The sequence below is a fragment of the Pseudomonas sp. NY15356 genome, assembly GCF_048068175.1.
Lineage (GTDB): Bacteria > Pseudomonadota > Gammaproteobacteria > Pseudomonadales > Pseudomonadaceae > Aquipseudomonas > Aquipseudomonas putida_K.
In genome coordinates this window covers 138,110-161,765 of record NZ_JBLUPW010000002.1, presented here as the reverse complement: position 1 = coordinate 161,765, position 23,656 = coordinate 138,110, and the positions used below count along the sequence as shown (strand labels likewise).

General features: G+C 60.8%; 21 protein-coding genes. 8 read left to right on the top strand and 13 right to left on the bottom strand.

Annotated elements, in window-relative coordinates; translation table 11 throughout:
• The first annotated feature begins 115 nt into the window (after positions 1-115).
• Both ACNFCI_RS03340 and ACNFCI_RS03335 read left to right on the top strand, forming a co-directional pair.
• Positions 116-1,243 carry a helix-turn-helix transcriptional regulator gene (locus ACNFCI_RS03340; protein WP_368829332.1) on the top strand — a complete coding sequence of 376 codons (1,128 nt, stop codon included), beginning with the start codon at positions 116-118 and terminating at the stop codon, positions 1,241-1,243.
• A 129-nt stretch (positions 1,244-1,372) separates the two neighbouring features.
• Entirely contained in the window at positions 1,373-2,107 is a 735-nt protein-coding gene (locus ACNFCI_RS03335; protein ID WP_324812964.1) for a TraX family protein, read from the top strand.
• Between the two features lie 142 nt (positions 2,108-2,249).
• Here the strand turns inward: ACNFCI_RS03335 and ACNFCI_RS03330 are convergent, their stop codons facing one another.
• From ACNFCI_RS03330 to ACNFCI_RS03315, 4 genes are all read right to left on the bottom strand, one after another.
• Positions 2,250-2,558 carry a hypothetical protein gene (locus ACNFCI_RS03330; protein ID WP_324812961.1) on the bottom strand — a complete coding sequence of 103 codons (309 nt, stop codon included), beginning with the start codon at positions 2,556-2,558 and terminating at the stop codon, positions 2,250-2,252.
• A 175-nt stretch (positions 2,559-2,733) separates the two neighbouring features.
• A complete protein-coding gene (locus tag ACNFCI_RS03325; RefSeq protein WP_324812958.1) occupies positions 2,734-3,438 on the bottom strand; it encodes an SDR family oxidoreductase in 705 nt (234 codons plus the stop codon).
• An 82-nt stretch (positions 3,439-3,520) separates the two neighbouring features.
• Complete coding sequence (locus tag ACNFCI_RS03320) at positions 3,521-4,432, bottom strand: LysR substrate-binding domain-containing protein (protein ID WP_324812955.1); 912 nt, start codon at positions 4,430-4,432, stop codon at positions 3,521-3,523.
• A gap of 243 nt (positions 4,433-4,675) precedes the next feature.
• Positions 4,676-6,838, bottom strand: a complete 2,163-nt coding sequence (locus ACNFCI_RS03315) for a TonB-dependent siderophore receptor (RefSeq protein ID WP_368829331.1) — start codon at positions 6,836-6,838, stop codon at positions 4,676-4,678.
• 305 nt (positions 6,839-7,143) lie between these two features.
• Between ACNFCI_RS03315 and ACNFCI_RS03310 the strand changes: the two genes are divergently transcribed.
• The 3 genes from ACNFCI_RS03310 to ACNFCI_RS03300 all read left to right on the top strand — a co-directional run bounded on the left by ACNFCI_RS03310 (position 7,144) and on the right by ACNFCI_RS03300 (position 9,598).
• Complete coding sequence (locus ACNFCI_RS03310) at positions 7,144-8,118, top strand: AraC family transcriptional regulator (RefSeq protein ID WP_324812949.1); 975 nt, start codon at positions 7,144-7,146, stop codon at positions 8,116-8,118.
• 179 nt (positions 8,119-8,297) lie between these two features.
• Complete coding sequence (locus tag ACNFCI_RS03305) at positions 8,298-8,843, top strand: carboxymuconolactone decarboxylase family protein (protein WP_368829330.1); 546 nt, start codon at positions 8,298-8,300, stop codon at positions 8,841-8,843.
• 137 nt (positions 8,844-8,980) lie between these two features.
• Complete coding sequence (locus tag ACNFCI_RS03300) at positions 8,981-9,598, top strand: nitroreductase family protein (RefSeq protein WP_368829329.1); 618 nt, start codon at positions 8,981-8,983, stop codon at positions 9,596-9,598.
• Positions 9,599-9,689: 91 nt separating this feature from the next.
• Here the strand turns inward: ACNFCI_RS03300 and ACNFCI_RS03295 are convergent, their stop codons facing one another.
• The 4 genes from ACNFCI_RS03295 to kdgD all read right to left on the bottom strand — a co-directional run bounded on the left by ACNFCI_RS03295 (position 9,690) and on the right by kdgD (position 15,112).
• A complete protein-coding gene (locus ACNFCI_RS03295; RefSeq protein ID WP_416767405.1) occupies positions 9,690-11,267 on the bottom strand; it encodes an aldehyde dehydrogenase (NADP(+)) in 1,578 nt (525 codons plus the stop codon).
• Positions 11,268-11,343: 76 nt separating this feature from the next.
• On the bottom strand, positions 11,344-12,723 hold the full coding sequence (gene gudD / locus ACNFCI_RS03290) for a glucarate dehydratase (RefSeq protein ID WP_324812935.1): 1,380 nt from the start codon (positions 12,721-12,723) through the stop codon (positions 11,344-11,346).
• An 18-nt stretch (positions 12,724-12,741) separates the two neighbouring features.
• The gene (locus ACNFCI_RS03285; protein WP_368829327.1) at positions 12,742-14,088 is read right to left on the bottom strand and encodes an MFS transporter; all 1,347 of its coding nucleotides are present in this window, start codon (positions 14,086-14,088) and stop codon (positions 12,742-12,744) included.
• 112 nt (positions 14,089-14,200) lie between these two features.
• On the bottom strand, positions 14,201-15,112 hold the full coding sequence (kdgD, locus tag ACNFCI_RS03280) for a 5-dehydro-4-deoxyglucarate dehydratase (RefSeq protein WP_224456199.1): 912 nt from the start codon (positions 15,110-15,112) through the stop codon (positions 14,201-14,203).
• Between the two features lie 305 nt (positions 15,113-15,417).
• Here kdgD and ACNFCI_RS03275 point away from each other — a divergent pair, with 305 nt between their 5' ends.
• Complete coding sequence (locus ACNFCI_RS03275; RefSeq protein WP_368829326.1) at positions 15,418-16,158, top strand: FadR/GntR family transcriptional regulator; 741 nt, start codon at positions 15,418-15,420, stop codon at positions 16,156-16,158.
• A 54-nt stretch (positions 16,159-16,212) separates the two neighbouring features.
• Here the strand turns inward: ACNFCI_RS03275 and ACNFCI_RS03270 are convergent, their stop codons facing one another.
• The gene (locus ACNFCI_RS03270) at positions 16,213-16,719 is read right to left on the bottom strand and encodes a YkgB family protein (RefSeq protein ID WP_224456197.1); all 507 of its coding nucleotides are present in this window, start codon (positions 16,717-16,719) and stop codon (positions 16,213-16,215) included.
• 181 nt (positions 16,720-16,900) lie between these two features.
• Here ACNFCI_RS03270 and ACNFCI_RS03265 point away from each other — a divergent pair, with 181 nt between their 5' ends.
• On the top strand, positions 16,901-17,746 hold the full coding sequence (locus ACNFCI_RS03265) for an AraC family transcriptional regulator (RefSeq protein ID WP_368829325.1): 846 nt from the start codon (positions 16,901-16,903) through the stop codon (positions 17,744-17,746).
• A 13-nt stretch (positions 17,747-17,759) separates the two neighbouring features.
• Here ACNFCI_RS03265 and ACNFCI_RS03260 read toward each other — a convergent pair whose 3' ends face one another.
• Positions 17,760-18,506, bottom strand: a complete 747-nt coding sequence (locus ACNFCI_RS03260) for a sulfite exporter TauE/SafE family protein (protein WP_324812921.1) — start codon at positions 18,504-18,506, stop codon at positions 17,760-17,762.
• A gap of 114 nt (positions 18,507-18,620) precedes the next feature.
• Between ACNFCI_RS03260 and ACNFCI_RS03255 the strand changes: the two genes are divergently transcribed.
• On the top strand, positions 18,621-19,517 hold the full coding sequence (locus tag ACNFCI_RS03255) for a LysR substrate-binding domain-containing protein (protein WP_368829324.1): 897 nt from the start codon (positions 18,621-18,623) through the stop codon (positions 19,515-19,517).
• 25 nt (positions 19,518-19,542) lie between these two features.
• Here the strand turns inward: ACNFCI_RS03255 and aspT are convergent, their stop codons facing one another.
• From aspT to ACNFCI_RS03240, 3 genes are all read right to left on the bottom strand, one after another.
• Positions 19,543-21,231, bottom strand: a complete 1,689-nt coding sequence (aspT, locus tag ACNFCI_RS03250; protein WP_368829323.1) for an aspartate-alanine antiporter — start codon at positions 21,229-21,231, stop codon at positions 19,543-19,545.
• Positions 21,232-21,401: 170 nt separating this feature from the next.
• Positions 21,402-22,070, bottom strand: coding sequence for a DUF3313 domain-containing protein (locus ACNFCI_RS03245; protein WP_368829322.1), 669 nt, complete (start codon positions 22,068-22,070; stop codon positions 21,402-21,404).
• Between the two features lie 65 nt (positions 22,071-22,135).
• A complete protein-coding gene (locus tag ACNFCI_RS03240; protein ID WP_368829321.1) occupies positions 22,136-23,449 on the bottom strand; it encodes an OmpP1/FadL family transporter in 1,314 nt (437 codons plus the stop codon).
• Between the last annotated feature and the right edge of the window lie 207 nt (positions 23,450-23,656).

Here is a 23,656-nt window from a genome sequence, read left to right as displayed (position 1 = left end):
GTTGAACTTCGCCAAGGCAGGTACACTGCCTGGCAAGCCTCATGCAATCGGCCAGAGGGCCTGATGGCAGTGCTTCCAACACCGTGCCAACGTCAACAAGAAAAGCGGTTTTTCAATGCACAACCTCAGCGTCGAGTTGTTCAGTGACCTAGTCGGCAAACTCTATCAAGGGCCACGGGAGACCATTCCCTGGGCGGCATTCCTCAACCAGCTCAATGTGCAGATGCGCAGCAAGTACGTCACGTTCATGCTGCGCCCGCCAAGCCATCTGGACGTCGGCCTGATGATCAATACCACCGGCTCCACGGCGGAGATCACCAGCTCGTACAACCAGTATTTCTTCGCCCTCGACCCCTTCGTCGATTTACCTAACCGCCAAGTGGTCACCAACTCGGAGTTCATCACCGACAACAACTGGCTGAATTCGGAGTTCTACAAGAGCTTCCTCGAGCCGTTGGACGTGTTCCATATCCTGGGTGCCGACATCACCACCTGTGACGGTGTCAATTGCCGGATCCGCATCAGCCGCAGCCGTAGTGCGCCTGCCTTTGGCGATGAAGAAAAGGCGCTGTTGGCGCAGTTCATCCCACACCTCGAACGGTCGGTCGAGATCCACACCCAGCTCAATCGCATCGCCACCGAACGCAACCTGTATGCCGAGGCGGTGGACCAGCTCGAGGTCGGCACGATCCTGCTCGATGAGGCCGGCCGTGTCCTGCAGACCAACGAGGTCGCCAATGGCCTGATCCAGGCCAAGGATGGCATCAGGTTGGTCCAGGACTCGCTGGTGGTCGGCAGCAGCCGCGAGACCCAGGAGTTCCGCCGCCTGGTCAAGCGTTCCTTGCTCTCGCACAAGAGCAATACCCCGTCGGTGGTCGAGGCCCTGCGGGTCAAGCGTACGTCCGGGCGCGCGGACCTGGGCATCATCGTGCGCTCGGTACCGCCGCTGGAATGGAGCGAAGGCAAGCAGTGCCCGGCGGTGGTGATCTTCATCAGCGACCCGGAGCGGCATTCCAGCGCGCCGAAGGAAATCGTCAGCGCGCTGTTCAACCTCACGCCAGCAGAAACCAGCCTGGCCATGTTGCTGGCCAACGGCTTGACCAAGGACGAAGCCTCCAAAGAGCTGGGCATCAGCACCAACACTGCACGTGCCCACCTGCGATCGATCTTCTCCAAGACCGGCGTGACGCGCCAGACGATGCTGGTGCGTCTGATCCTGCGCAGTGTCGCGACCTTGGGTTGATGCGCACGACTGCCTGGCCGTGGCTACCCTCTGTATTATCCGAACCGACGACAGACCTCATCGGCGTTCGCCGCGTTGGACGAGGTGCTTCGTTACAGACGTTGACACACGTAGGCCGTGGAGCATGCCGTGAACCCTGGAGAAGCCAACGCCAACAATAGGCGCCATGCGGGCCAGGACCTGATCAAGTGGATCGCCCTGGTGACCATGGTGCTCGACCACATGCGCCTGGCCTGGCCGGCGCTCAGTGGCCTGTTCGTGCTTGGCCGGCTTTCGTTCCCCTTGTTCTGCCTGGCCATTGCGATCAATGTTTCGCGCACCCGGCCAGGTGAGCTGTTCACCCGGAGCAACGGCCGCTACCTTGCGCTGTTGGTGCTGTTCGCTGCGCTTTCAGAGGTGCCGTATCGCCTGATTGGCACCTCGGACACATTCAATGTGCTGGTGACCCTGGCCCTGGGCTTGCTGGTTGCCTGGGGGGCGCACCACCGAAGCGTCGAAAGCCTGGCTATGGCGGCCGCGGCGGTGGCAGTCGCCTGTCTGCTGAACGAGCCGCTCATGTATGGTTTCTTTGGCGTGCTTCTTCCTTCGGCGTTGTTGCTGGCGATCAAGCGCCCGATGTGCTTTGCGCTCGTGCCCGTTGCGCTGTGCGTCATCATCAACACGCGCACCGGGTTGTTCACGCGTGCCCTGGAGCTGGAACCCTATGCCATGCTGGCGTTGCTGGTTGCCGCGCTTGCGCCTGTACTTGGGCTGGCGCTGTTCGGATGCAGGTTACCCTTGCGGGTCATACCGGTCACGCGATGGAGCTATTGGTTCTACCCAGGCCACCTCGCTGTGCTACTCGGTATACGCGCTGTGCTCTAGCGCTTTTTCCACATGGCGTTGCTGCCGTTGGCCGGAGCGGGCTTGCCCCGCGGTCAAGGGGGTAGCCCTTGCCAGGCGGCCTTGTCCAGAAGGCCAGGCAGGCGCCAGGGCAGTCACCCACCCCGGCGCCGCTCAATGGCAATCAGCGATTCTTGTCCCACTGCTGAGTGTCGTTTTGCGATTGCTGCCCACCCATGCGATCCCTGTCGGTGGGGTTCTGCTTGTCGGTCATGTCCTGGCCTGCCTGGCCGCCCTGGCTTCCGGATTCCCGAGACCGATCCCAGTCCTTGTTCATCTTGTCCTCAGGCTTGCGGTCCGATTGCTGCCCACCTTTTTGCTGGTTAGGCATGCCGCTTCCCGGGCCCTGGCCACCTTGCTGGCCTGTGCCGGTGTTGTTGCCCATGCCGGTGTTGGTGTTGCCTTGGTTACCCTTGTCTTGATTGTTAGCCATGATCGCTTACCTCAAGTCAAACACAGGAAGATCTGTGTCCAATTTGGAGTGACCGGCTTCGTCTCGGTATGCATTTATCGCAACCTTTTCGGACCAAACGCGTTAACAACCAGTGGGCCGGCATTTAAAGCGCCAAGCACAGGTCGGCACCGGCAAGACGAACGCTTCACCTTCATCAGACGCTACGCGTCACCCCACCATCGACCCTGATGTTCTGCCCGGTGATATAGGCCGCGCCATCGCTGGCGAGGAAGGCGATGGTCGCGGCGATTTCCTCGCTGGTGCCGTATCGCTTGAGCGGCACGCTGTCGCGACGCTGTTCGGTGGCGGGCAGGCTGTCGATCCAGCCGGGGAGTACGTTGTTGATGCGCACGTTATCGGCGGCGAAGTTGTCCGCGAAGATCTTGCTGAACGCCGCCAGGCCAGAGCGGAACACCGCCGAGGTGGGGAACAGTTCACTCGGCTCGAAGGCCCAGGCCGTGGAGATGTTGATGATCACGCCGCCTTTTTGCCGCTGCATGATCGGCGTCACCAGTCGCGTAGGGCGGATGACGTTGAGCAAGTAGGTCTCCATGCCCTTGTGCCAGTCCTCGTCACTGATCTCGAGGATGGGCGCGCGAGGGCCGTGGCCGGCGCTGTTGACCAGCACGTCGATGCGGCCCCACTTCTCGACGACGGCATCGACCAGGCGCTGCAGGTCTTGCACCGACTGGTTGCTGCCGGTGACGCCGATACCGCCGAGCTCGGCGGCCAGCGCTTCACCCTTGCCCGAAGATGAAAGGATGCCGACCTTGAAGCCATCGGCCGCGAGACGGCGCGCCGCGGCTGCACCCATGCCACTGCCGCCGGCGGTGATGATTGCTACTTTTTCTACCGACATGCTACCTCCTGGGAATTGAAAACACGCTGTTGCAGTGGGTTCCACACTAGCAGTCGCAGGAGTCTCCAGGGAGGCAGCCCAGCTATGCCGAGCCAGTAGATTGACTTTCGTCTGCCTGGGCGTTGAGCCAGTGCCTGACGATATCCAGGGCGGCAGGCTGTTGCGCCTTGCGTGGCCATACAAGGTAGAACGCCTTGTCCAGACGCAAGTAGTGGGGGAAAACCTGCACCAGCCTGCCCGTGGCGATATCGTCCTTGACGAAGGCATGGCTGGCCAGGGCAATGCCTTGCTTGCCAACGGCAGCTTCGATCGCCAGCGACGTCTGGTTGAAACGGACATGCCTGGCTGTCGTTGCGCGGTGGCCGGGAAATACGGTGGCGATGAACTGCGGCCAGTAGTCATGGGCATCGTGAAGCGCGGCGTACCCTTGAAGGGCTTCGAAGCGATCAGGGTGGCCGCGTTCAGCCAGCAAGGCGGGGCTTGCCACCGCAACGATCCGTTGCTCCATCAACCGCTCCGTGTTCAGGCCGGGCCCGAAGGGTGGGTGGCCGTAGCGCACGGCGATATCGACGCCATCGGTATGGAAATGCGAAAGCCGCTCGGTGGCCAGCACCCGAAGGTCGATGTCCGGATGCGCCTGGGCGAAGTGCCCCAGCTTCGGGATCAGCCATTTAGCGGCGAAGGTCGGTGTGACGCTGACGGTGAGGTGGGAAGGTTCTGGGCGCAATAGGCGGGTGGCCTCCTCGAGCATCGTCAGCGCACTGCGAACGTTCGCACTGTAGGCACGCCCGGCATCGGTCAGGCCAAGGCCGCGGGGCAGGCGGTCGAACAGGCGAACTTGCAGGCTCGCTTCCAGCCCGCGGACCTGTTGAGCTACTGCAGCCTGGGTCACGCCGAGCTCCTCGGCGGCAAGACGAAAGTTCAGGTGACGCGCCGCCACTTCGAACACGCGTAGTGCGTTGAGTGAAGGCAAACCAGGAAAACCTGCGGGCATGGCAATGGGAATTCTATTGGGTAACGAGGGGAGAGTGTGGCACGTGCCTGTCTGCCAAGGGAAGCCGGACCAATCGCGGGACAAGCCCGTCCACAGGGGATTCGCAAGTCTTGAGAACAGCGCAATCTCGGTAGGAGCTGGCGCTGTCCGGGCATATTGCGCGGTGCCTGTGGGAGCGGGCTTGCCCCGCGATAGGGCCAGCCCAGGCAACGACCTCCCATATGGCACCGCAGCGTCGTGGTGTCAGAAGGTATATTTGGCGGTCAACATCAGGTTGCGCGGATCACCGAAGGTATCGCCGCCGTAGTCCACCGATTCGGAAATGGACGAGTAGTATTTCTTGTCGAATACATTATTGGCGTTGAGCTGCAGATCGAGATGCCGGTTCACCTGGTAGCCGGCCATCAGGTCGGTGACCGCATAGCTGCCCTGGATCAGTCGGTACTCACCGCCCTCGGTCGGGATGTCGTTGTACATGCGGCTCTGCCAGGTCACGCCACCACCGATGCGCAGCTTCTCCAGCGGGCCCTGGAAACGGTACGTGGTGTACAGCTTGAATTGGTGTTCGGGGGTGTCGGTTTCAAGCGGCTTGTTGACCTTGGCGGGGGCATTGTCATCCTTGATGGTATGCACGCGGGCGTAGGTGTAGCCCGCACCGATCTGCCACTGGTCGGTCAGCGCACCTTGCAGTTCAAGATCGATACCTTGGCTGCGCACTTCGCCGGAGGCCTGGTAGCAGGTCAGTTGTGGGCAGCTCGGCAGTTTGACCTCGACCTGGCGGTTTTCCTGGTCGATCCGGAACAGCGCCAGGCTGGCATTCAGCGCGCCATCGAAGTACTCGCCCTTGATCCCGACCTCGTAGTTCTTGCCCACGATGGGCGTCACTGGCTGGCCGGTGCCATCCCGGCCACTTTGCGGGGTGAAGATATCGGTGTAGCTGGCGTAGACAGAATGGTGCTCGTCCAGGTCGTAGATCAGGCCACCATAGCGAGTGACCTTGCGCGTCACTTTGTAGTCGCCCGCGTCATTGTCTCGCTGGTCGTAGTCGTACCAGTCCAGTCGCCCGCCCAGGATCAGCTTGAGCGGGTCGGCCAGGCTCAGGCGGGTAGTGGTGTAGACACCTTCCTGGTTGATCAGGTAGCGGTTGTTGCCGGTATGCACGAAGTTGGGCTTGCCGCCGTCGAGAGGGTAGTCGGTGTCGTACGGGCTGTAGTTGTGCTCGTTCATGTCGTACAGGCGCTTGCTGGCGCCGACCACCAGCTCGTGGGTGCGGCCCAGGGCTTGGAACGGGCCGCTGGCGAAGGCATCGAGGCCCAGTTGGTTCTCGTCGTGCTTGGACTGGTAGACGGTACGGCTCAAGGTCTTGGCCGTGTTCCAGCGCGATTGGTACGAGCCCCGGAACAGGGCGTTCTGCTCGCTGTAGTTGGCGTTGACCTGCAACTTCCAGTCATTGGCCAGCAGATGACGCAGTTCGGCGAACAGGGTATTGATTTCCTGGTCCTTGTTTTCCCAATCCGTGCCTGGGTTGTACGAGCGCGACACGTCCAGGTGGTGGCCGCTGAGATCGGTGGGGATGGCGCCCCAGAAGAAATTGGTCTTGTCCTTCTGGTGGGAGAAGCCGAGGGTAAGGGTGGTGTCCTCGCTCAGGTCGGCTTCGGTGATCGCATAGAACAGACCGTGATCTTCCTTCTGCCCATCTCGGAAGCTGTTGGCGTCACGGTACGAGGTGACCACCCGCCCACGCAGCGTGCCGCTTTCGTTGAGCGGGCTGGAGGCGTCCAGTTCGCCCCGATAGTTGTCCCAGCTGCCGGCAGCACCCGTCAGGGTGATCTTCCGTTCGGCCAGCGGGCGCTTGCGCACCAGGTTGATCGCCGCCGATGGCGTACCGGCCCCGGTGACCAGGCCGGTGGCGCCGCGTACCACTTCCACGCGGTCGAACATCGCCAGGTTCGGTTGGGCGCCTACCACCCAGCCGGTGTACGAGCTGGGGATGCCGTCGTACATGATGCTGTCCACGTCGAAGCCACGGGCCGTATAGGACTGCCGGCCAGGGCCGCTGGATTGATTGAGGAACAGGCCGGGGGTGTACCTGGCCACATCGTTGATGCTGGTCATGTTCTGGTCATCCATGCGCTGGCGGGTGATGACGGCCACCGCCTGGGGTGTTTCGCGCATGGTCAGGGGGAGCTTGGTGGCGGTGGACATGCTGCCGGTGGTATACGACTGCGATCCTTCGGTGGTGCTGCCCAGGCCCGTGTCCGTGATGGCCGTGGCGCCTAGCTCGAGCACCGCGGGCGCTGCGGGTTGCTCGCTGGCGACCGTGGGTGTGAGCGGCGCCACGCAGATGGCGATTGCCAACAGGCTGCGTGTGGGCGTGAAGCGTTGGGGCGAAGGGGCCTGGGACATGCTGTCATCCTTGTTGCTGATGATTATGATAATGATTAGCAATAAGTTTGTCAGAATGTGTCTCTTGCTGACAATGCATTCGAATGGAGAGGTTGGACGTGGGCTATCGTCGCGGAGGGTAGAATGCAGGCAGGGTTCGCTGCGATGGTCCAGCGCCTACGTGAACGCCGCTCGATCTCGAGGCGCTGACGATGCCATGATGGACATTTCCAAGCCGCTCCCGATCAAGGACACTCAATGTTTGCCGAGCACCTTTTGATGTTCTTGCCGATCACGCTTAGGCCACAGCCAGGTTCGGAGGTCGTATGTCCCAGATCGATTGGCTGAGCCAACTTTTGAAAGTGATTACCGTCACCGGCCAGTTGGAGGTGCGTTGTTCCTTTGGTGCGCCGTGGCGTGTCAGCTGGGAAAGATCTGCGGCGCACGAGATTCCCTATCACGTCGTGCTCAAGGGCCGAGCGATTGTCGAGGACCTGGAGAAGGGAACCTGCAAAGAGCTCGTGGGTGGGGATATCGTGCTTCTGCCCCATGGCGCAGCACATGTGCTGCATGATGGCAGTGGCGATGAAACCGCGACGGCCTCCATCCGGCATAGCGCCGCGGGATGGATGGTGAGTGAGAATCGAGGCCAGGGAGAACGCCTGGACATGTTGTGCGGTCATTTCTTCATCGCGCCACCTCATCACCGATTGATTCGAGATTACCTGCCGGTAGATCTGGTCGTTCGTGCCCTGGATGGGCCGTGTGCAGGCAACGGCCTTTCGGCGTCGAATCATCTGGCTGGCTTACTGACCCTGATGCGCATGGAAACCATCGAGGACAAGCCTGGCGCAGGCGCCATTCTCGACGCACTGACTTCTGCATTGTTTGCCTTGGCGCTTCGCGCTGGCAGTGAAGCTGAACACGCTCCCGTGGGCTTGTTGGCGCTTGCGGGACACCCTCGACTGGCCCCGGCTATTTCCGCCATGTTCTCCAATCCAGCGCACTCCTGGAGCCTGCCTGAGCTGGCAGGGCTGTGCAGCATGTCCCGCGCCACTTTCATGCGGCATTTCCAAGGCAAACTGGGACGGTCGGCCAACGAACTGTTGCTCGATATCCGCATGAGCCTGGCAGCAAATGAGCTGAAAAAACCTGCAGCGACGACCGAGGCCGTAGCCGATTCGGTCGGCTATCGATCAGTGGCTGCGTTCCGGCGTGCATTCACGGACAGGCTGGGGATGACACCTGGACAATGGCGTCGGCAGGCATTCGATGAAAGCAGAGCTTCAACATCTCGGTAGCCGAAGTGTGGCGGGAGTATTGCCCCGTTCGCGCCAATTCAGCGCTAGCCGCAATAGGGGCTGGCGGATTCTTGATTGATCCTTTTGAGCATTTTCTTGAGCGAATGTAGTCTCGAAAGGTATATCGCGCAGGCCTAGAGTGGCGTCTCCCAATCGATGTACCCCTACGGAGACATACCATGACCAGAACCATCGTCCTCAAGCCCGAACATGTGCCGGCCGCATCCCAAGCCACGCTCGACTCGTTCAGCAAGGGGCTGGGCTTCACCCCGAACATGATGGCGAGCTTTGCGCAAAGCCCGATTGCGTTCAACGCCTGGGCAACCTTGCTTGGCGCCTTGAACAAGGCACTTGATGTGAAGACCCGAGACAGCATCGGCCTGACCGTGTCGGAAGTGAATGGCTGCAATTATTGCCTGGGTGTTCACAGCTTCACGGCCGAGCATCTGGCAAAGATGCCGGCCGATGAAATCATCCTGGCGCGCCAGGGCCATGCCAACGATCCCAAGCGTGATGCCGCGGTGCAGTTCGCACGCAAAGTCATCGAGACCCGTGGCCAGGTCAACGATGGCGACCTGCAGAAGGTTCGCGAGGCCGGCTATACGGATGCGAACATCATGGAAATCGTAGCGCTGGTGGCGATGTACTCGCTGACGAACTTCTTCAACAACGTATTCGATCCGGAAAAGGATTTCCCAGCCGTCACGCCGGCAGGCTCGATCTGAACGCAACGGCCGCGCCGCTGACGCGGCCGTTCTCCATAGACAGGGGGGGCTGTTCGCTTTTTGCGATCGTCCTGGACGCCTGGCGTTGGAGCCCCGTTTTTGCTTGCTCGCTTGAATCTTCATCGACGAGGACCACCATGACCAACACTGTCATCGAAAACATCCTGAGCCGCAGTGCCGCCAAATACTACGACCCTGCCGCTACGCTGAGCGACGATCAGATCCGTGACCTGGTGCGTATCGGTACGTGTGCGCCAACCTCCTTCCATCTGCAGAACTGGCGCTTCATTGCCGTACGCACACCCGAGGCCAAGGCCCGGTTGCGCGCGATCGCATGGGACCAGCCCGCGGTCACCGAAGCTGCGGTGACCTTCGTTGTCATCGGTCAGTTGGCAGATGCCAGCACCATTCCTGACCGTCTGGCGCCGGTGGTAGAGGCGGGCATCATGCCGGCGCATCTTGTGCCCGAATGGGAAACGCCCGCTCGTAGCCTGTATGACGATCAACCCCAACGCCAGCGCGACGAGGCGGTGCGTACCGCGACGTTCGGCACTGCAGCAATGATCTATGCCGCCCGCTCACTGGGCTGGGGTACGACGCCGATGATCGGTTTCGATGCCGAGGCTGTTCACCACCAGTTCGGCCTGGCGGACGAGGAGATTCCGGTGATGCTGCTGAGCGTTGGACCGGAACGCGCCGGCAATTGGCCGCAGAAGCCGCGTATGCCTGTCATCGATGTACTGAGCTTCGCTTGATCCTCGATCCAATCGATTGCCCGGGCATCAAGAATGCCCGATCTTTCTGTGATAAAGCCCCGGCCACCTTGCGCTGCCCGGGGCTTTATCGTTACACCGCGTCGCAGCTGGGCACGCCATCGATCAGGCGCAGCAGGCCCAGGGGGTTCGCATTTTTCAGCGCGTCCGGCAGCAGCGCGTCCGGATAGTTCTGGTAGCAGATTGGGCGTAGGAAACGATCGATCGCGAGCGTGCCGACCGATGTTCCTCGAGCGTCGGAAGTCGCCGGATATGGCCCACCATGTACCATCGCGTCGCAGACCTCCACGCCCGTAGGATACCCGTTGAGCAGGAGGCGTCCGGCCTTTTGTTCCAACAGCGGAACTAGGTTCGCGAACGAATCCAGGTCCTGCGGCTCGGCGATGAGCGTTGCGGTCAGTTGGCCGTGGAGCCCTTGCAATGCTCGCTCGAGCTCGCTTGCGTCGGCGACTTCGACAACAATGGACACGGGCCCGAAGACCTCTTCTTGCAGCAGTGTGTCTCCCCCGATCAACAACTCAGGGTCTGCCTGGAACAGTTGCGGATGAGCGTGTCGACCTTCCTGGCGAGCCCCTGCCAGATGATGGATCCCGGGGTGAGCATGCAGCGCTGCGATACCGCGCTCGTAGCTGCTCAGAGTCCCCGCGTTGAGCATGGTCTGAGCGGCCTGATCCGCCATGCGAGCGGACAGTTGCTCCAGGAAGTTATCGAACGCGGCCGAGCGGACGCCAAGTACCAGGCCTGGGTTGGTACAGAACTGGCCGCAGCCCAGCACCACCGAGGCCGCCAGCTCGGTAGCTATTTGCTCACCGCGTTTTTCCAGTGCAGTGGTCAGCACCACGACCGGATTGATGCTGCTCATCTCGGCAAAGACCGGGATCGGCCGAGGTCGCGAAGCGGCCAGGTCGCACAGCGCGCGTCCACCTTTCAAAGAGCCCGTGAAGCCGACAGCCTGAATGGCCGGGTGCTTTACCAACCGCTCGCCGACACCCGCCCCGTAGATCATGTTGAAGACGCCTGCAGGCATGCCGGTATCGGCAGCCGCACGGGTGATCGCGCAGGCAACGAACTCTGCGGTGGCCATATGGCCGCTATGCGCCTTGACCACAACGGGGCAGCCGGCAGCCAAAGCTGCCGCTGTATCTCCGCCGGCGGTGGAGAAGGCGAGCGGGAAATTGCTGGCGCCAAAGACAGCGACCGGGCCGACGCCCAGTTTGCATTGCCGAAGATCGGGCCTGGGCAGTGGTTGACGATCAGGCTGGGCCCGATCGATGCGTGCGCCCAGAAAGTCTCCGCGACGCAGCACTTGGGCGAAAAGGCGCATTTGGTTGCTGGTGCGCGCACGCTCCCCTTGGATCCGCCCAGCGGGCAGGGCGGTTTCCCTGCTCACAGTGGCGATGAATGCCTCGTCCAATGCGTCCAACTCGGTTGCGATCGCTTCCAGGAAGTCAGCTCGGCGGCTCGGCGACATGCTGCGATAGGTCGGGTAGGCAGCCTCGGCAGCCAGTGCTGCGGCATCGACTTCTTCTGCAGTGGCCTGGAAAAAGGTCGTCGGGAGTGCTTGGCCAGTGGTTGCATCCAGGCTCTGGAGCGTGATGGGGCCGGCTGCGCTTCGAGCGCCCGCGATGAAGTTGTGTCCGATAAGAGGCATGGCGAGGTCCTGTGATCGTAGATGTCGAAGGGGCGGCTTGCTTGTGGCTCACCGCTGCGAAAGGCACAAAAGGGTGTCAACGCACCAGGCAAGGGCGCTTGTTGTCGAATGTCCAGCCAGGGATCAGGAACTGCATGGCGACGGCGTCATCACGCGCGCCCAGGCCTTTACGTAGGTAGAGTTCGTTGGCTTTTGCCAGTTGATCCTCATCGACCTCGACGCCAAGGCCAGGGCGTTGAGGTACCGTCACGAAACCATCGACGATCTGCAACGGGTCACGAGTCAGGCGCTGCCCATCCTGCCAGATCCAATGGGTATCGATGGCCGTGATCTGGCCCGGCGCAGCAGCTGCCACCTGGGTGAACATCGCCAACGAAATATCGAAGTGGTTGTTGGAGTGCGAGCCCCAGGTCAATCCCCAGTCATGGCACATCTGGGCAACGCGTACCGACCCTTGCAGCGTCCAGAAGTGAGGGTCGGCGAGTGGAATGTCGACGGACTGCAGTTGAATGGCATGGCCCATTTCGCGCCAGTCGGTGGCGATCATGTTGGTTGCAGTGGGCAGCCCGGTAGCGCGCCGGAACTCGGCCATCACCTCTCGGCCAGAATAGCCATGCTCAGCGCCACAGGGGTCCTCGGCATAGGTCAGGACATGATGCTGGTCGCGGCAGAGCCTGATGGCGTCCTTCAGTGACCAGGCGCCGTTGGGGTCAAGGGTGATTCGGGCTTCAGGGAAGCGCTCGGCGAGCGCGGTCACGGCCTCGATCTCTTGTTCGCCGCGTAGAACGCCGCCCTTGAGCTTGAAATCGGTGAAGCCATATCGGGCCTTGGCGGCTTCAGCGAGGCGAACGACGGCTTCGGGTGTCATCGCTTTTTCGTGGCGTATACGGAACCAGTCGTTGTCGGCATCCGGCTCGCTGCGGTACTCCAGGTTGGTATCGTTGCGGTCGCCAACGTAGAAGAGGTAGCCCAGCATCTTTACCTTGTCGCGTTGCTGGCCTTCGCCCAGCAGGGCTGCCATCGGGACGCCCAGGTGTTGGCCGAGCAGGTCCAGCAGTGCCGACTCCATGGCGGTCACGGCATGGACAGTGATACGCAGATCGAAGGTCTGCAGACCGCGCCCCGCTGCATCGCGGCTGGCGAAGCTCTGGCGCATGGCATTCAGTACGCGCTGGTAATGGCCGATCGGTTGTCCAACGACCAGGCTGCGCGCATCTTCCAGCGTCTGGCGGATGCGCTCGCCACCAGGGACTTCACCGACGCCTGTGTTGCCAGCGCTATCGCGCAGAACAATCACGTTGCGGGTGAAGTAGGGGCCATGGGCGCCGCTCAGGTTCAACAGCATTCCATCGTGGCCCGCGACAGGAACCACCTGCAGGTGCGTGACGACAGGCGTCCCACTGGGGGGCTGCACGGGCTGGTTGGAGATAGGCTGGGTAGCAGTGTGAAGGTTCATGAAGGCTTTCCTGCAGTATCAGTGGGGCTGGCTCAGTGCCGTGGGGTGTTTGGCGCTTTTGTCGTTCGCACTCTTTGGCGTCGTACGAACGAAGAAGACGAGAACGGCGGCAAGGAGCGAGGTGCAGGCGAGACCGTAAAGGCCGCCCTGGATAGAACCGGTTTGCTGCTCGAGAATGCCGAAGGTCGTTGGGGCTACGAAGCCGCCGAGGTTGCCCAGGGAGTTGATCAGCGCGATCACCGCGGCTGCGATACGTGCATCGAGATACCCCTGGGGAATCGGCCAGAAGAGCGAGGAGGCCGACTTGAAACCGATCGCAGCGAAGCACACGGCTATGAAGGCGAAGACAGGGCCCCCCGTGGTCGAGAGGAACATACCCAAGCCGGCGATGAGCAGCGCGGTGGCGACCCATGCCTGCTGATACTTCCAACGGCCCGCACAGGCGGCGAATGCGTACATCGCGAGAATGGAAATCAGCCAGGGGATCGAGTTGAAGAAACCAACCTGGAGGTCGCTGAGGCCACCCATGCTTTTGATGATGCTCGGCAGCCAGAACGTTGCGGCATAGATGGTCAACTGGATGCAGAAATACAGCACGCAGAACAACACGATCTGGGGATCACGCAGCAGCGTCCAAAGGGTTGGCTTGGGGCCCGTCATCGACTCGCGCTCACGTTGCTCGCGCTCGATCGCACCGTTAAGTGCATCCTTCTCGTCTGCAGACAGCCATTTTGCATCGTTGGGCGTGGAATCAAGCCAGAACCAAACGGCGAAGCACAGGGCGACGGAGACCATGCCTTCAATGAACAGCATCCATTGCCATCCATGCATTCCGAGCCCCTGGATTTGCATCAGTGCACCTGCAAGCGGGCCGGAGATGAGCGATGCTGCCGCAGACCCACTCAGGAAGATGGCGATCGCTTTGCCGCGCTCTTCTTTCGGCAGCCAGCGCGTGAAGTAATAGATGACGCCAGGGAAGAACCCGGCCTCCGCTACGCCCAGGAGGAAGCGCAGGATATAGAAGTGGGTTTCGTTCTGCATGAAGGCCGTGGCACTGGCAACCAGCCCCCAAGTCAACATGATGCGAGTAAGCCAGAGACGGGCGCCGACTCGCTGCAGAAGAATGTTGGAGGGGACTTCGAAAAGTGCGTAGCCGATGAAGAAAAGGCCTGCACCCAATCCATAGGCGGCCGCTCCGATACCGAGATCGCTCTCGATGTGAGGGCGCACAAAGCCGATATTCACCCGGTCGATGTAGTTGACGATGAACATGACGACGAACAGCGGCAGCACATGACGCTTTACCTTGCGTACCGCCCGGCTGAGCGCGTCGCCATCGGTGGCTGAATCTGCGATCTGGTTCATGACCGGATCTCCCATTAATTGTTTTTGTGTGGGCTTCACCGACCAGGCTTACACCGGGCCGGTGGTTCTTTGAAGCGACAGGCGATCAGCGTTAGGCGCCTGGCGCTCTGTCTTATTGCGGGCCGAGCTTTTTGATCAGGGCGTCGAGCATTTCCATTTCTTCACCGTTCAGATCGGTCAAGGGCGCACGCACCGGACCTGCGTCATGGCCCGCCAGTTTCGCGCCGGCCTTGATGATGCTCACGCCGTAGCCTTCGCAACGATTGCGGATGTCCAGATAGGGTAGGAAGAACTCGTCGATCAGGCGGTTGACCGTAGTGTGGTCGTCGCTGGCGACGGCGTTGTAGAACTCGATGGCGGTCTTGGGGATGAAATTGAAGACAGCGGAGGAATACACCGGCACACCCAGGGCCTTGTAGGCAGCGGCATAGACTTCGGCGGTCGGCAGGCCGCCGAGATAGGTAAGGCGCTCGCCGAGACGGCGGCGGATGGCGACCATCGGCTCGATTTCACCGATGCCGTCTTTGAAACCGATCAGGTTCGGACAGCGATCGGCGAGCTTTTCCAAGCTGTCAGCGGTCAGCCGGCAAACGTTGCGGTTGTAGACCACTACGCCGAAGTCCACGGAGCGGCAGACCTGCTCGACGTGGGCTACCAGGCCTTGTTGGCTGGCTTCGGTCAAGTAATGCGGCAGCAACAGGATGCCAGCGGCACCTTGACGCTGTGCTTCCTGGGCATACGCGATTGCCTGGCGAGTCGGGCCGCCAGCGCCGGCGAGGATCGGTACCTGGCCATGGCAGGTCTCTACCGCAGTCTTGATGATCGAGGAATATTCGTTGGGCTCGAGCGAGAAGAACTCGCCGGTGCCGCCAGCGGCGAAAAGCGCACTTGCGCCATAGGGGGCCAGCCACTCTAGCCGCTTTGCGTAGCTTGCAGCGTTGAAATCGCCGCTGGCGGTAAAGTCGGTGACGGGGAAGGACAAAAGCCCGGAAGACAGGATCGATTTCAGCTCTTGAGGATTCATGGCGGGTCACAGCCTGGTTAGCGTTGTTGTGGTGAGTTCGGTCTGGCTTGTCTGACATGTCGGAGTCGATCATAGGAGCGAAAAAGTTGTCCTACAAGCGATTTTTTGTGTGGGAAAATCAGCATACAACCAATTTTATGCGTAAATTAATCGCAATTTAGGTCTATATTTCAGGTTTTTGTGTTAGGGATGGTGGGTGATCGAGCAGATAAATTTTATCGAAAACACTATGTTGTCATACAAGTTGACGATGTTAGACTCGCCTAAAACCGCTTCGGTTGTCATACATCTATAAAGAGGAATGCATGGAGCTCCACGATTCTCCGGCCCCCGCTACCCGGAAGAAGGGCCATACGCGCGCTCATGACCTCGTATCGGACCTGACGCGTCGCATTTTGATGGGAGCCTTCAAACCAGGGGACAAGCTACCTTCGGAAGCGGCTATCGTGCGTGAGCATGGCGTGAGCCGAACGGTGGTGCGCGAAGCGCTTTCGAAGCTGCAGGCTTCGGGTTTGGTCGAGACCCGGCATGGGATTGGCACGTTTGTCATCATGCGTCAGCCCCAAACCGGCTTTCACCTCGGTATGGAAACCGCCGCGAGCGTTCGTCAGGTCCTGGAGGTGCGCATTGGCCTGGAAGGGCAGGCTGCCGCCCTGGCTGCGCTCAGGCGCACTGATGAGCACCTGCGCAGAATGCGTGAAGCGTTGGATGACTATCAGGACTTGGCTGCAATAGGGGACAGTTGCGTCGAACCTGATCGCCGGTTCCATCTGCTGATCGCCGAAGCGACCGGCAACGTCTATTTCACCGAACTGATGGTTCATCTGGGGAGCGCCCTGATTCCTCGGAACCGGATCGAATCGAACGAGCGCCCCGAGGCCAATCTGGCGCGCCAGGCCTACCTCGCCAATCTTGAACACGAGGCCATCTTCAACGCGATACGCACCCAGGACCCGGATGCAGCCAGAGCGGCAATTCGTCTGCATTTGACCAACAGCCAGAATCGCCTGATCAACGACGATTCGCGGCCTAGGGGTAGGGGATGAGCGAAAGAGGGCCTTCTGCTGGTGCAGAAGACCCTTGTCAAAACACGCGATTTTTTATTTCTGCTCAAGTGCAGTCATCGATGTGCCGGCAATGAAAATCGAAGCGGCGAGCAAACCCAAGTCCTTCAGCAAGAACTGGCCTGGCACCACGGAAATCGCAGGGAAACCGAGGCTCGGTTCGAACACGCCTGGGGTGGTCAGCATGAATGAAAGCGTCGTGATGAACAGGCCTGCGGAGAGCAACCCGCCCAAAGCCGAAAACTTGGCAGAAAACACCCGGCCGGCAATGAGTAGGCCAATGGATACCTCCAGAACCCCCAGAAAGTTGGAGAAACCTTGGACGCTCATGAGGTTGTATACCCAGTAAAGCAACGGGCTGTTGCTGACGAAGCCATGAATGCCGTTTGCCTCGTAGCCTGTGAACTTCATGCCTCCAAACCAGAAGTAGATGATGGCCATGGCCACGTAGATGCCTGCAACGCCGGTGCGGGTGACGTGCTGGCCCAGCCCTCTGTTCAGAAGGCGGGTGGCGATGGAACGGTCAGCGAGAGAGGTGTTCATGAGCGATCTCCAAGAAAGTGTGTTGCACGGGCCTGCTTATCAGGGGGCGTACGGCGCACTTCCTTTCGAAGCAAGCAACGCCGTTTGAGTACGGGGTCATGATGCAACGGAGCGTCGTTCTTTTGGGCTTAAATAGTCTAGAATTTGCTGCAGATCGTCCAGACTAGGGGTGCACAAATCCATGGATCGTTTATCCAAGCTACTGGCGCTATACGGCGTGCGTGCCGAGCTGTACTACAGCGGTGGGTTTTGTGGCGCCAGGCAGTACACCGGCGCAGATCGCAAGGGGCATATGCATCTACTGCAGGGCGGGGTATTGGAATTGTCGGTCGCGGGGCGCTCGAATGTACGGCTGACCGAGCCGAGCCTGATTTTCATTCCTCGCCCCAACTGGCACCAGTTATCCAGCACGCCGGCGGGTGAAGCCCGTTTGCAATGCGCGTCCCTGGAGTTTGCAGGCGGTGTGGACAACCCGCTGGCGGCAGCATTGCCTGATGTGATGGTGTTGCCGTTGGCCGAGCTTCCAATGCTCTCGGACACGGTCAAATGGTTATTCGCCGAGGCCGACGGCGACCATTGCGGTCGTCGCGCTACGCTGGATCGGCTCTTCGAGCTGACCGTCATCCAGCTGTTGCGGCATCTGCTCGACCATCATCAGCTTGAGTCCGGAATGATGGCCGGCCTTGCCGATGCTCGCCTGTCTCGCTCATTGGTCAAGATTCACGAGACGCCTCAACATCCCTGGTCGATATCGGAATTGGCCAGCGAATCGAACATGTCGCGCGCGAGCTATGCGGCGCGCTTCAAGGCTGTAATCGGGCAGACACCTGCCGATTATCTGCTGAGCTGGCGAATCAGCTTGGCCCAGAAACTGTTGCGGGAAGGAACCGCCATGGCGCTGGTTTCCGACCAGGTCGGGTATGAAAGCCCCTCTGCGCTGGCTCGGGCCTTCCGGCGCAAGACGGGGCTCAACCCTCGTGATTGGGTGAAATCGATCGATGCAGCTGATGCGCACCCTGTTCGATAGTCGGCAGCGTGTATCAACAGAATGGACGACAAAAAAGCTCAACCCCCAGCACGATCAGGAACAGCATGAAGCACTGCCGAAAGCGCTTGGGGCTGATCCGCCTGCGTACAACCTGACCGGCCCACATCCCGGCCAATGCCGGAACGATGGCCAGCGTGGACGTGCCCAATTGCGCGACCTGAAACGCGCCGTGGGCGAGCAGCCCTGTCGCGAGCGCGAGGGTGGAAACGGTGAACGACAAGCCAAGCGCCTGCACCAACTCCTCGCGGCTCATGTGCAACGACCCAAGATAGGGAACCGCCGGCATCACGAACACGCCCGTAGCGCCGGTGACCATACCCGTGGTCAAACCGATCATCGGCGACAGCCATCGCTCGAGCTGCGCGGGAACGGAAAAGGCAGGCGTGATGAGCGCATACATGGCGTACACGATGAGCGCTACGCCAAGGGCGAACCCAGACCAGGCAGGATTCACCTTGACCAGCCATGCTGAACCGGCAACCGTTGCGAGCGTGATGCACAGCATCATGGGCCATAGGCGGCGCATCAGCCGCGCCACTGATGGGCCGCAAAACAGCTGCCACACATTGGTCACCAAGGACGGAATGACCAGAATCGCGGCGGCACTGGCTGGGGGCATCATCGTTCCCAGTAGCCCCATGGCTACGGTAGGAAGGCCCATGCCTGTCACGCCTTTCACCATCCCTGCGAGCAGGAAGGTGCCGATCAGCAGCAAGATGTTCAAAGCAGCGTCGTGCATCGCAGGCCTCTATAGCAATGTGTTTGAGCCAATTGAAGCCACGTGCGCGTCTGGGCACAATGCGGAAACATCAGCTGATGCTTCGGACATTCCGAAGGCAGGAGTAGAGTTCACATGCGCCTCGACTTGGCAGATCTGCAGCTGTTCCTGTGCATCGTGGATGCCGGCAGCATCACCGCCGGGGCCGCGAGCGCGAATCTCGCCCTGGCCTCGGCAAGCGAGCGTCTGCGCAACATCGAAAGCGCAGCCGGGGTGGCGTTGCTCGAGCGACGCCCCAGAGGCGTCGTCACCACGGAAGCCGGCGAGGCGCTGGCCCATCACGCCCGCCTGATACTCAGGCAGCAAGAGATGCTCAAGGGCGAGCTTCAAGACTTCGCCGCAGGCGCCCGGGGAACGCTGCACCTCTATGCCAATACCGCCGCGCTCATCGAGTTCCTGCCCAGCCGTCTTGCGCCATGGCTGGCCGCCCGGCCTCGTTTGCGTATCGAACTCAAGGAGCGCACCAGCACCGAGATCGTTCGCGCCGTTGCCGCGGGGTTGATCGAGGCGGGTGTGATTTCGGATGCCATTGCGGCCGATGGGCTGCAAGTGCAGGCCGTGGCACGGGACCACTTGGTCGTGATCACGGCTGCACAGAATACCTACGCCCTCGGCAAGCAGGTGACGTTCGCGGACGTGCTGGGGCTGCCCTTCGTGGGCCTGTCCCAAGGAAGTGCATTGCAAGACCACATCGACGAGCATGCCCGTGCAGCGGGTAGGCCGTTCGACCTTCGAATCCGCATGAAGACATTCGAAGGGTTATGCGAAATGGTCGCGCATGGCGTTGGCATCGGGATCGTGCCGCAGAGCATTGCCAAGCGCTATCGGCGGCGCTATTCCCTTCACGTGGTTGCATTGCAAGACGGTTGGGCGCAGCGTCAGCTGTGCTTGTGCTTCAAGGCGTGGGGCGAACTGAGCGGGCCCATGCAAAGCTTGCTTGCCCACTTGGGCGGGAGCCCTGGGGTTGTATGAGGGGCCGCTTTAGGAGCGCAACGGATCATTGCGCAGTAAAGGCGATGATGATCGGTCCGCAGACAGCCAGCAGGACGTTGGAAATGGCATAACACACGGTAAAACCGATCACGGGTGTGTTGCTACCCGATTGTTCAATGATTTTGTTCATCGAGGCGGCTTCGGTCTGCGCACCTGCCAGGGCGCCAAGCAGGATCATCGGATGCAAGCGCAGCAGGTAATGGCCAAAATACAAGGCTACAAGGGGAGGAAGCAGGGTCACTGCCACCCCAGAGATCAGTATCGCCAAACCTTGCTCCTGCAACGCGGCGAGGGCAGCGGGACCGGCCAGCAGGCCCACCACCGCACCAAACGCAGTCAGTCCGAATTCGGAGAAAGCCCATTGCGCTGCCGGTGGCAGCGTACCGACATCCGGATGTCGAGAGTTGTACCAGCCAATGACAAGGCCGGCTACCAGCACCCCGCCGCCGATCCCCAGCTCGACGGGGATCAACCCAACATGGGTGGACATCATGCCAGCCAGCGAGCCCAGCACCATGCCGAGCGCATGGATGGCGATGTCACTTTTGTAGTTTCCCTGGCGAACCCGGCCGATTTGCTGGGCCAGTGCTTCTACGCTGGTTGTACGGCCCACCAAGGTAATGACATCCCCTTTGCGCAACACCGTCTGTGGCAACAACGGGAGTTCCAGACCCTGGCGGGTGATTGTCTTGATATAGCAGCCCATGCGCTCAGCGCCCACCAGGTCATGCTTTATCTGTTGAATCGTTTTATTCGTCAGAGTGCGTGAAGTCAGGGCGATCTCGGCGGTCAAGGTCGGGAAGGACATCGAATCGGGGTGATCCAGCTCTGGCCCGATCCATTCGCTCAGGTGGGGTACGGCCTCGCGCAACGCGAACACGCCAAGAACATCCTCTTTTTCCAGGCGCAGGCTGGGATCTCGGTCGAGGACTTGGCTGCCACGCACGACCCGCTCCACGCTCATGGATGGGTGCAATGCCTCGACATCACTGACAGTCAAACCGTGCATCGACGGGGACGCAAGCCGATAGGCGCGCACCACGATGCGAGTGTACGGGATGCTCAGAGCATCTTCTTCGCGCTCGACGCCGAGTTCTTGTTCCAACGCTCGCGCCGATTCGACGAGATCGATACGCAAGAGGCGGGGTGCAACGCTTCCTACGAAAACGACCAGGCCAATGGTGCCAAACAAATAGGTGATCGCGTAGGCCACGGCCATATGGCTGTTCAGCTGAGCCTTGGCGGCCTCGCCCAACGGGAGCTGGGCGATGGCACTGCTGGCGGTCCCCATGATGGCAGTGTCGGTCAAGGCACCGGCCCCAAGCCCTGCGGTGAGGCCTGCATCAAAACCATAGAATCGGCACAAAACAAGGATAGTGGCCAAGGCCGTGGCGCAAAGCACGATCGATAGCAATACCAGTTTGAACGTCCCACGGTTCAGGCTGCCGAAAAACTCCGGCCCGCTTTTGAAGCCGACGGCATAGATGAACAAAGCGAAAAATACCGACTTCAGCTCATGGGGTACCGTCAGCCCGATCTGTCCGATCAGAAGGCCAACCAACAAGGCGCCGGCGACCGAGCCCAAGTGAAAACTACCCAGACGAATACGTCCGATCAGGATGCCCAATGCGATGGTCAAGAACACCGCGATTTCTGGATTGGTGCGTAGGGCGTTGAACAAGAAGCTTGTCATCTGCAGCAAGTCCTTGGTGCGAGGTCTCAATCAAAAGGCACAGGCGTTGCCCGCTGCCAAAAGCTCCTTTGGGCCGATAGCGGCCGGTCCTGCATGGCCGCTATCGATCCAACACTGATGTTTCGTTCAAGCTGTCCCCCGTGTGGGGTAGCACCAATAGCCTGCGCAGCCTATTTTTTTAAAGCCTGGAAGGACCTAACCATGTCCTTTGCCCAAGCATCGAGCACCGCTCGGGCATCCTTGGCTTGCATCACCTGCGAAGAATTCTCCAGCTCCGCTCCGGCGCCCTTGCGCACCACTTCAGCCACCAACTCGTTACTGGTCCCATCGATGAACGCCGCCTCGGTAGCGACGCTGGTGTCCTGGTCGCGAATACCGGTGGCAGTGCTGATGCCGGCCGCCACCAGGGCGATCGGGATCACCTCGTAGGGGCGCAGACCCTTGGTGGAGGCGCTTACGGCGGTAATCGCCGGGCGTACCACCAGCACGCCAGGGCCAGGGCTGGTGGCCAGCGGCAGCACTTTGGAGAATTGCGTCTTCAGGGCCTGGTCGTAGTACTGGGTGATGCCCTGCAGGGTGGTCTGTGGGATCTTCTCGGTCGGCTGCGGGCGTGGGTAGAGCTGGCTGGGCTCGATATAGACGCTGGTGTAGTCGTTGGCGTTCACGCCAGGCTTGATCCAGCGCATCACTGGGGCGCCGGTGGGGGACTTTTCTTCCTTGAGGATGCTGTAGTCCTTCAGAAAGCCTGAATACTGATCGGATTCCACGTACTTGCTCGCACAACCGCTGAGCAATAACGAGGAAAGGCACACGGTAGTAGCGAACGACTTGAGTTTCATGCAGTTTCTCCTTGGGACATTCGGCGATGCGTTGCGACCTTGCAGTTCGGTACGCGAGAGTCGGGTCAGAAGCGCCAGGTCGCGCCTCCTCCAATGATGTGCAGGGCACTGTTATCGAAGCTGCCGGACAAGGTATTGCCCGAGCGCGCCTTGGTCTGGTCCACGTCCATGTCACCCAGCCACACGAGGGTGTAGGCCAGGTGCAGGTCGAGGCCGTCGTCGACCGCGTAGTTCACACCGGTGGCCAGGCGCCAGCTCTCGCCCATGGGGTTGTCGACGGTGCGGTCCTCGTCGTCCACCGCCGAGCTGTCGTAGCCCAGCCCCATGCTCCAGCGCACACGGGGCGTGGCCTGGTATTGGGCGCCGATGGAGGCGTGCCAGGTATCCTTGTACTTGCGGTCGACGGAGCGGCTGACACCGCCGTTGTTGGCGTCGACATCCACGCCGACATCGCCGAAGTCGCTCCAGTCTTGCCAGCCGAGGCTGCCCAGCAGCGTCCATTGCTCGTCCAGCTCATGGGCCACGCTGAGCGTCACCGTCTGCGGCACGTTCAGGTCCAGCTCCAGTGAGTCGACGTCCAGGCGGCGCAAGCCTGCGTTGATGATTGGGTTGCTGATATCGCTCAGGTGGGGGCTGTCCTCGAACTCCAGCTTGATCTTGCTGGTGTAGGCCAGGCCCAGCTTGGTGCGAGGGGAGAGTTGGTAGAGCACACCCAGGTTGACGCCGGTGCCGACGTCGGTGTCTTTGTATTCCAGCTGGCCGTCGGGCCGATCGCGCAGGCCCAGCAGGTTGTTGTCGATGGCCATTTCGGTGCGGTAGTAGCCGTACATGATGCGCGGGCCGATGCCCACGGAGAGGTCATCGGTGAACTTGTACGCCAACGTGGGCTGGAAGGAGACGCCGATGATCGCGGCCTCCTGGGTGAAGTAGCGCCCGGCCCAGTCGTCATCGTAGTCCAGTGCCAGGCCGAAGTTGCCGTACATGCCGAAGCCGATGGCCGCGCGATCGTCGATCTGGTGGCTGATGAACAGGCTGGCGCCGGGCAGGTACTGGAGGGCGTTGCCCCCTTCGTTGCCGTCGAACTGGTTGTTGCGGTCTCGCGAAAAACGCAGGTCGCCCAGGATCACTTGGGCATTGGCGCTGACCTGGGTGCCGTGCAATTGGGTAAGGCCCGCCGGGTTACTCATCAGCACACTGGGGTCTCTGGCCAGCGCTGCCGAGCCGGCGTTGGCCAGGCCGTTGCCTTCCTGGCCGGCCTCGTAGATCAGGATCCCGCCGGCATTTGCGGCGCTGCAGCCCAGCAGCAAGGCGCACGCGGCGGCCTTGGCCCGCCGGTGACTCTTTTGTTGATGCACTGCTTCAACTCGATCACTCGTCATGTGCGTCAGTCCGTACAGAAAAATTTTGAAGAGGTCGCGCTCTTAATGGTGTGTTACTCGCAAACACAGGCCGTCATTAACCACGTCGAAGCGGTGGTCTTGTTCCGGGCCAGGTTATCGGTGCAACGTGTGTGTGCGCTTCGATCATTGGTGATAACGAGCACGTGGTAGGGGACTTGCACGGCCGCTGCCCCGCACAAGGGGCGC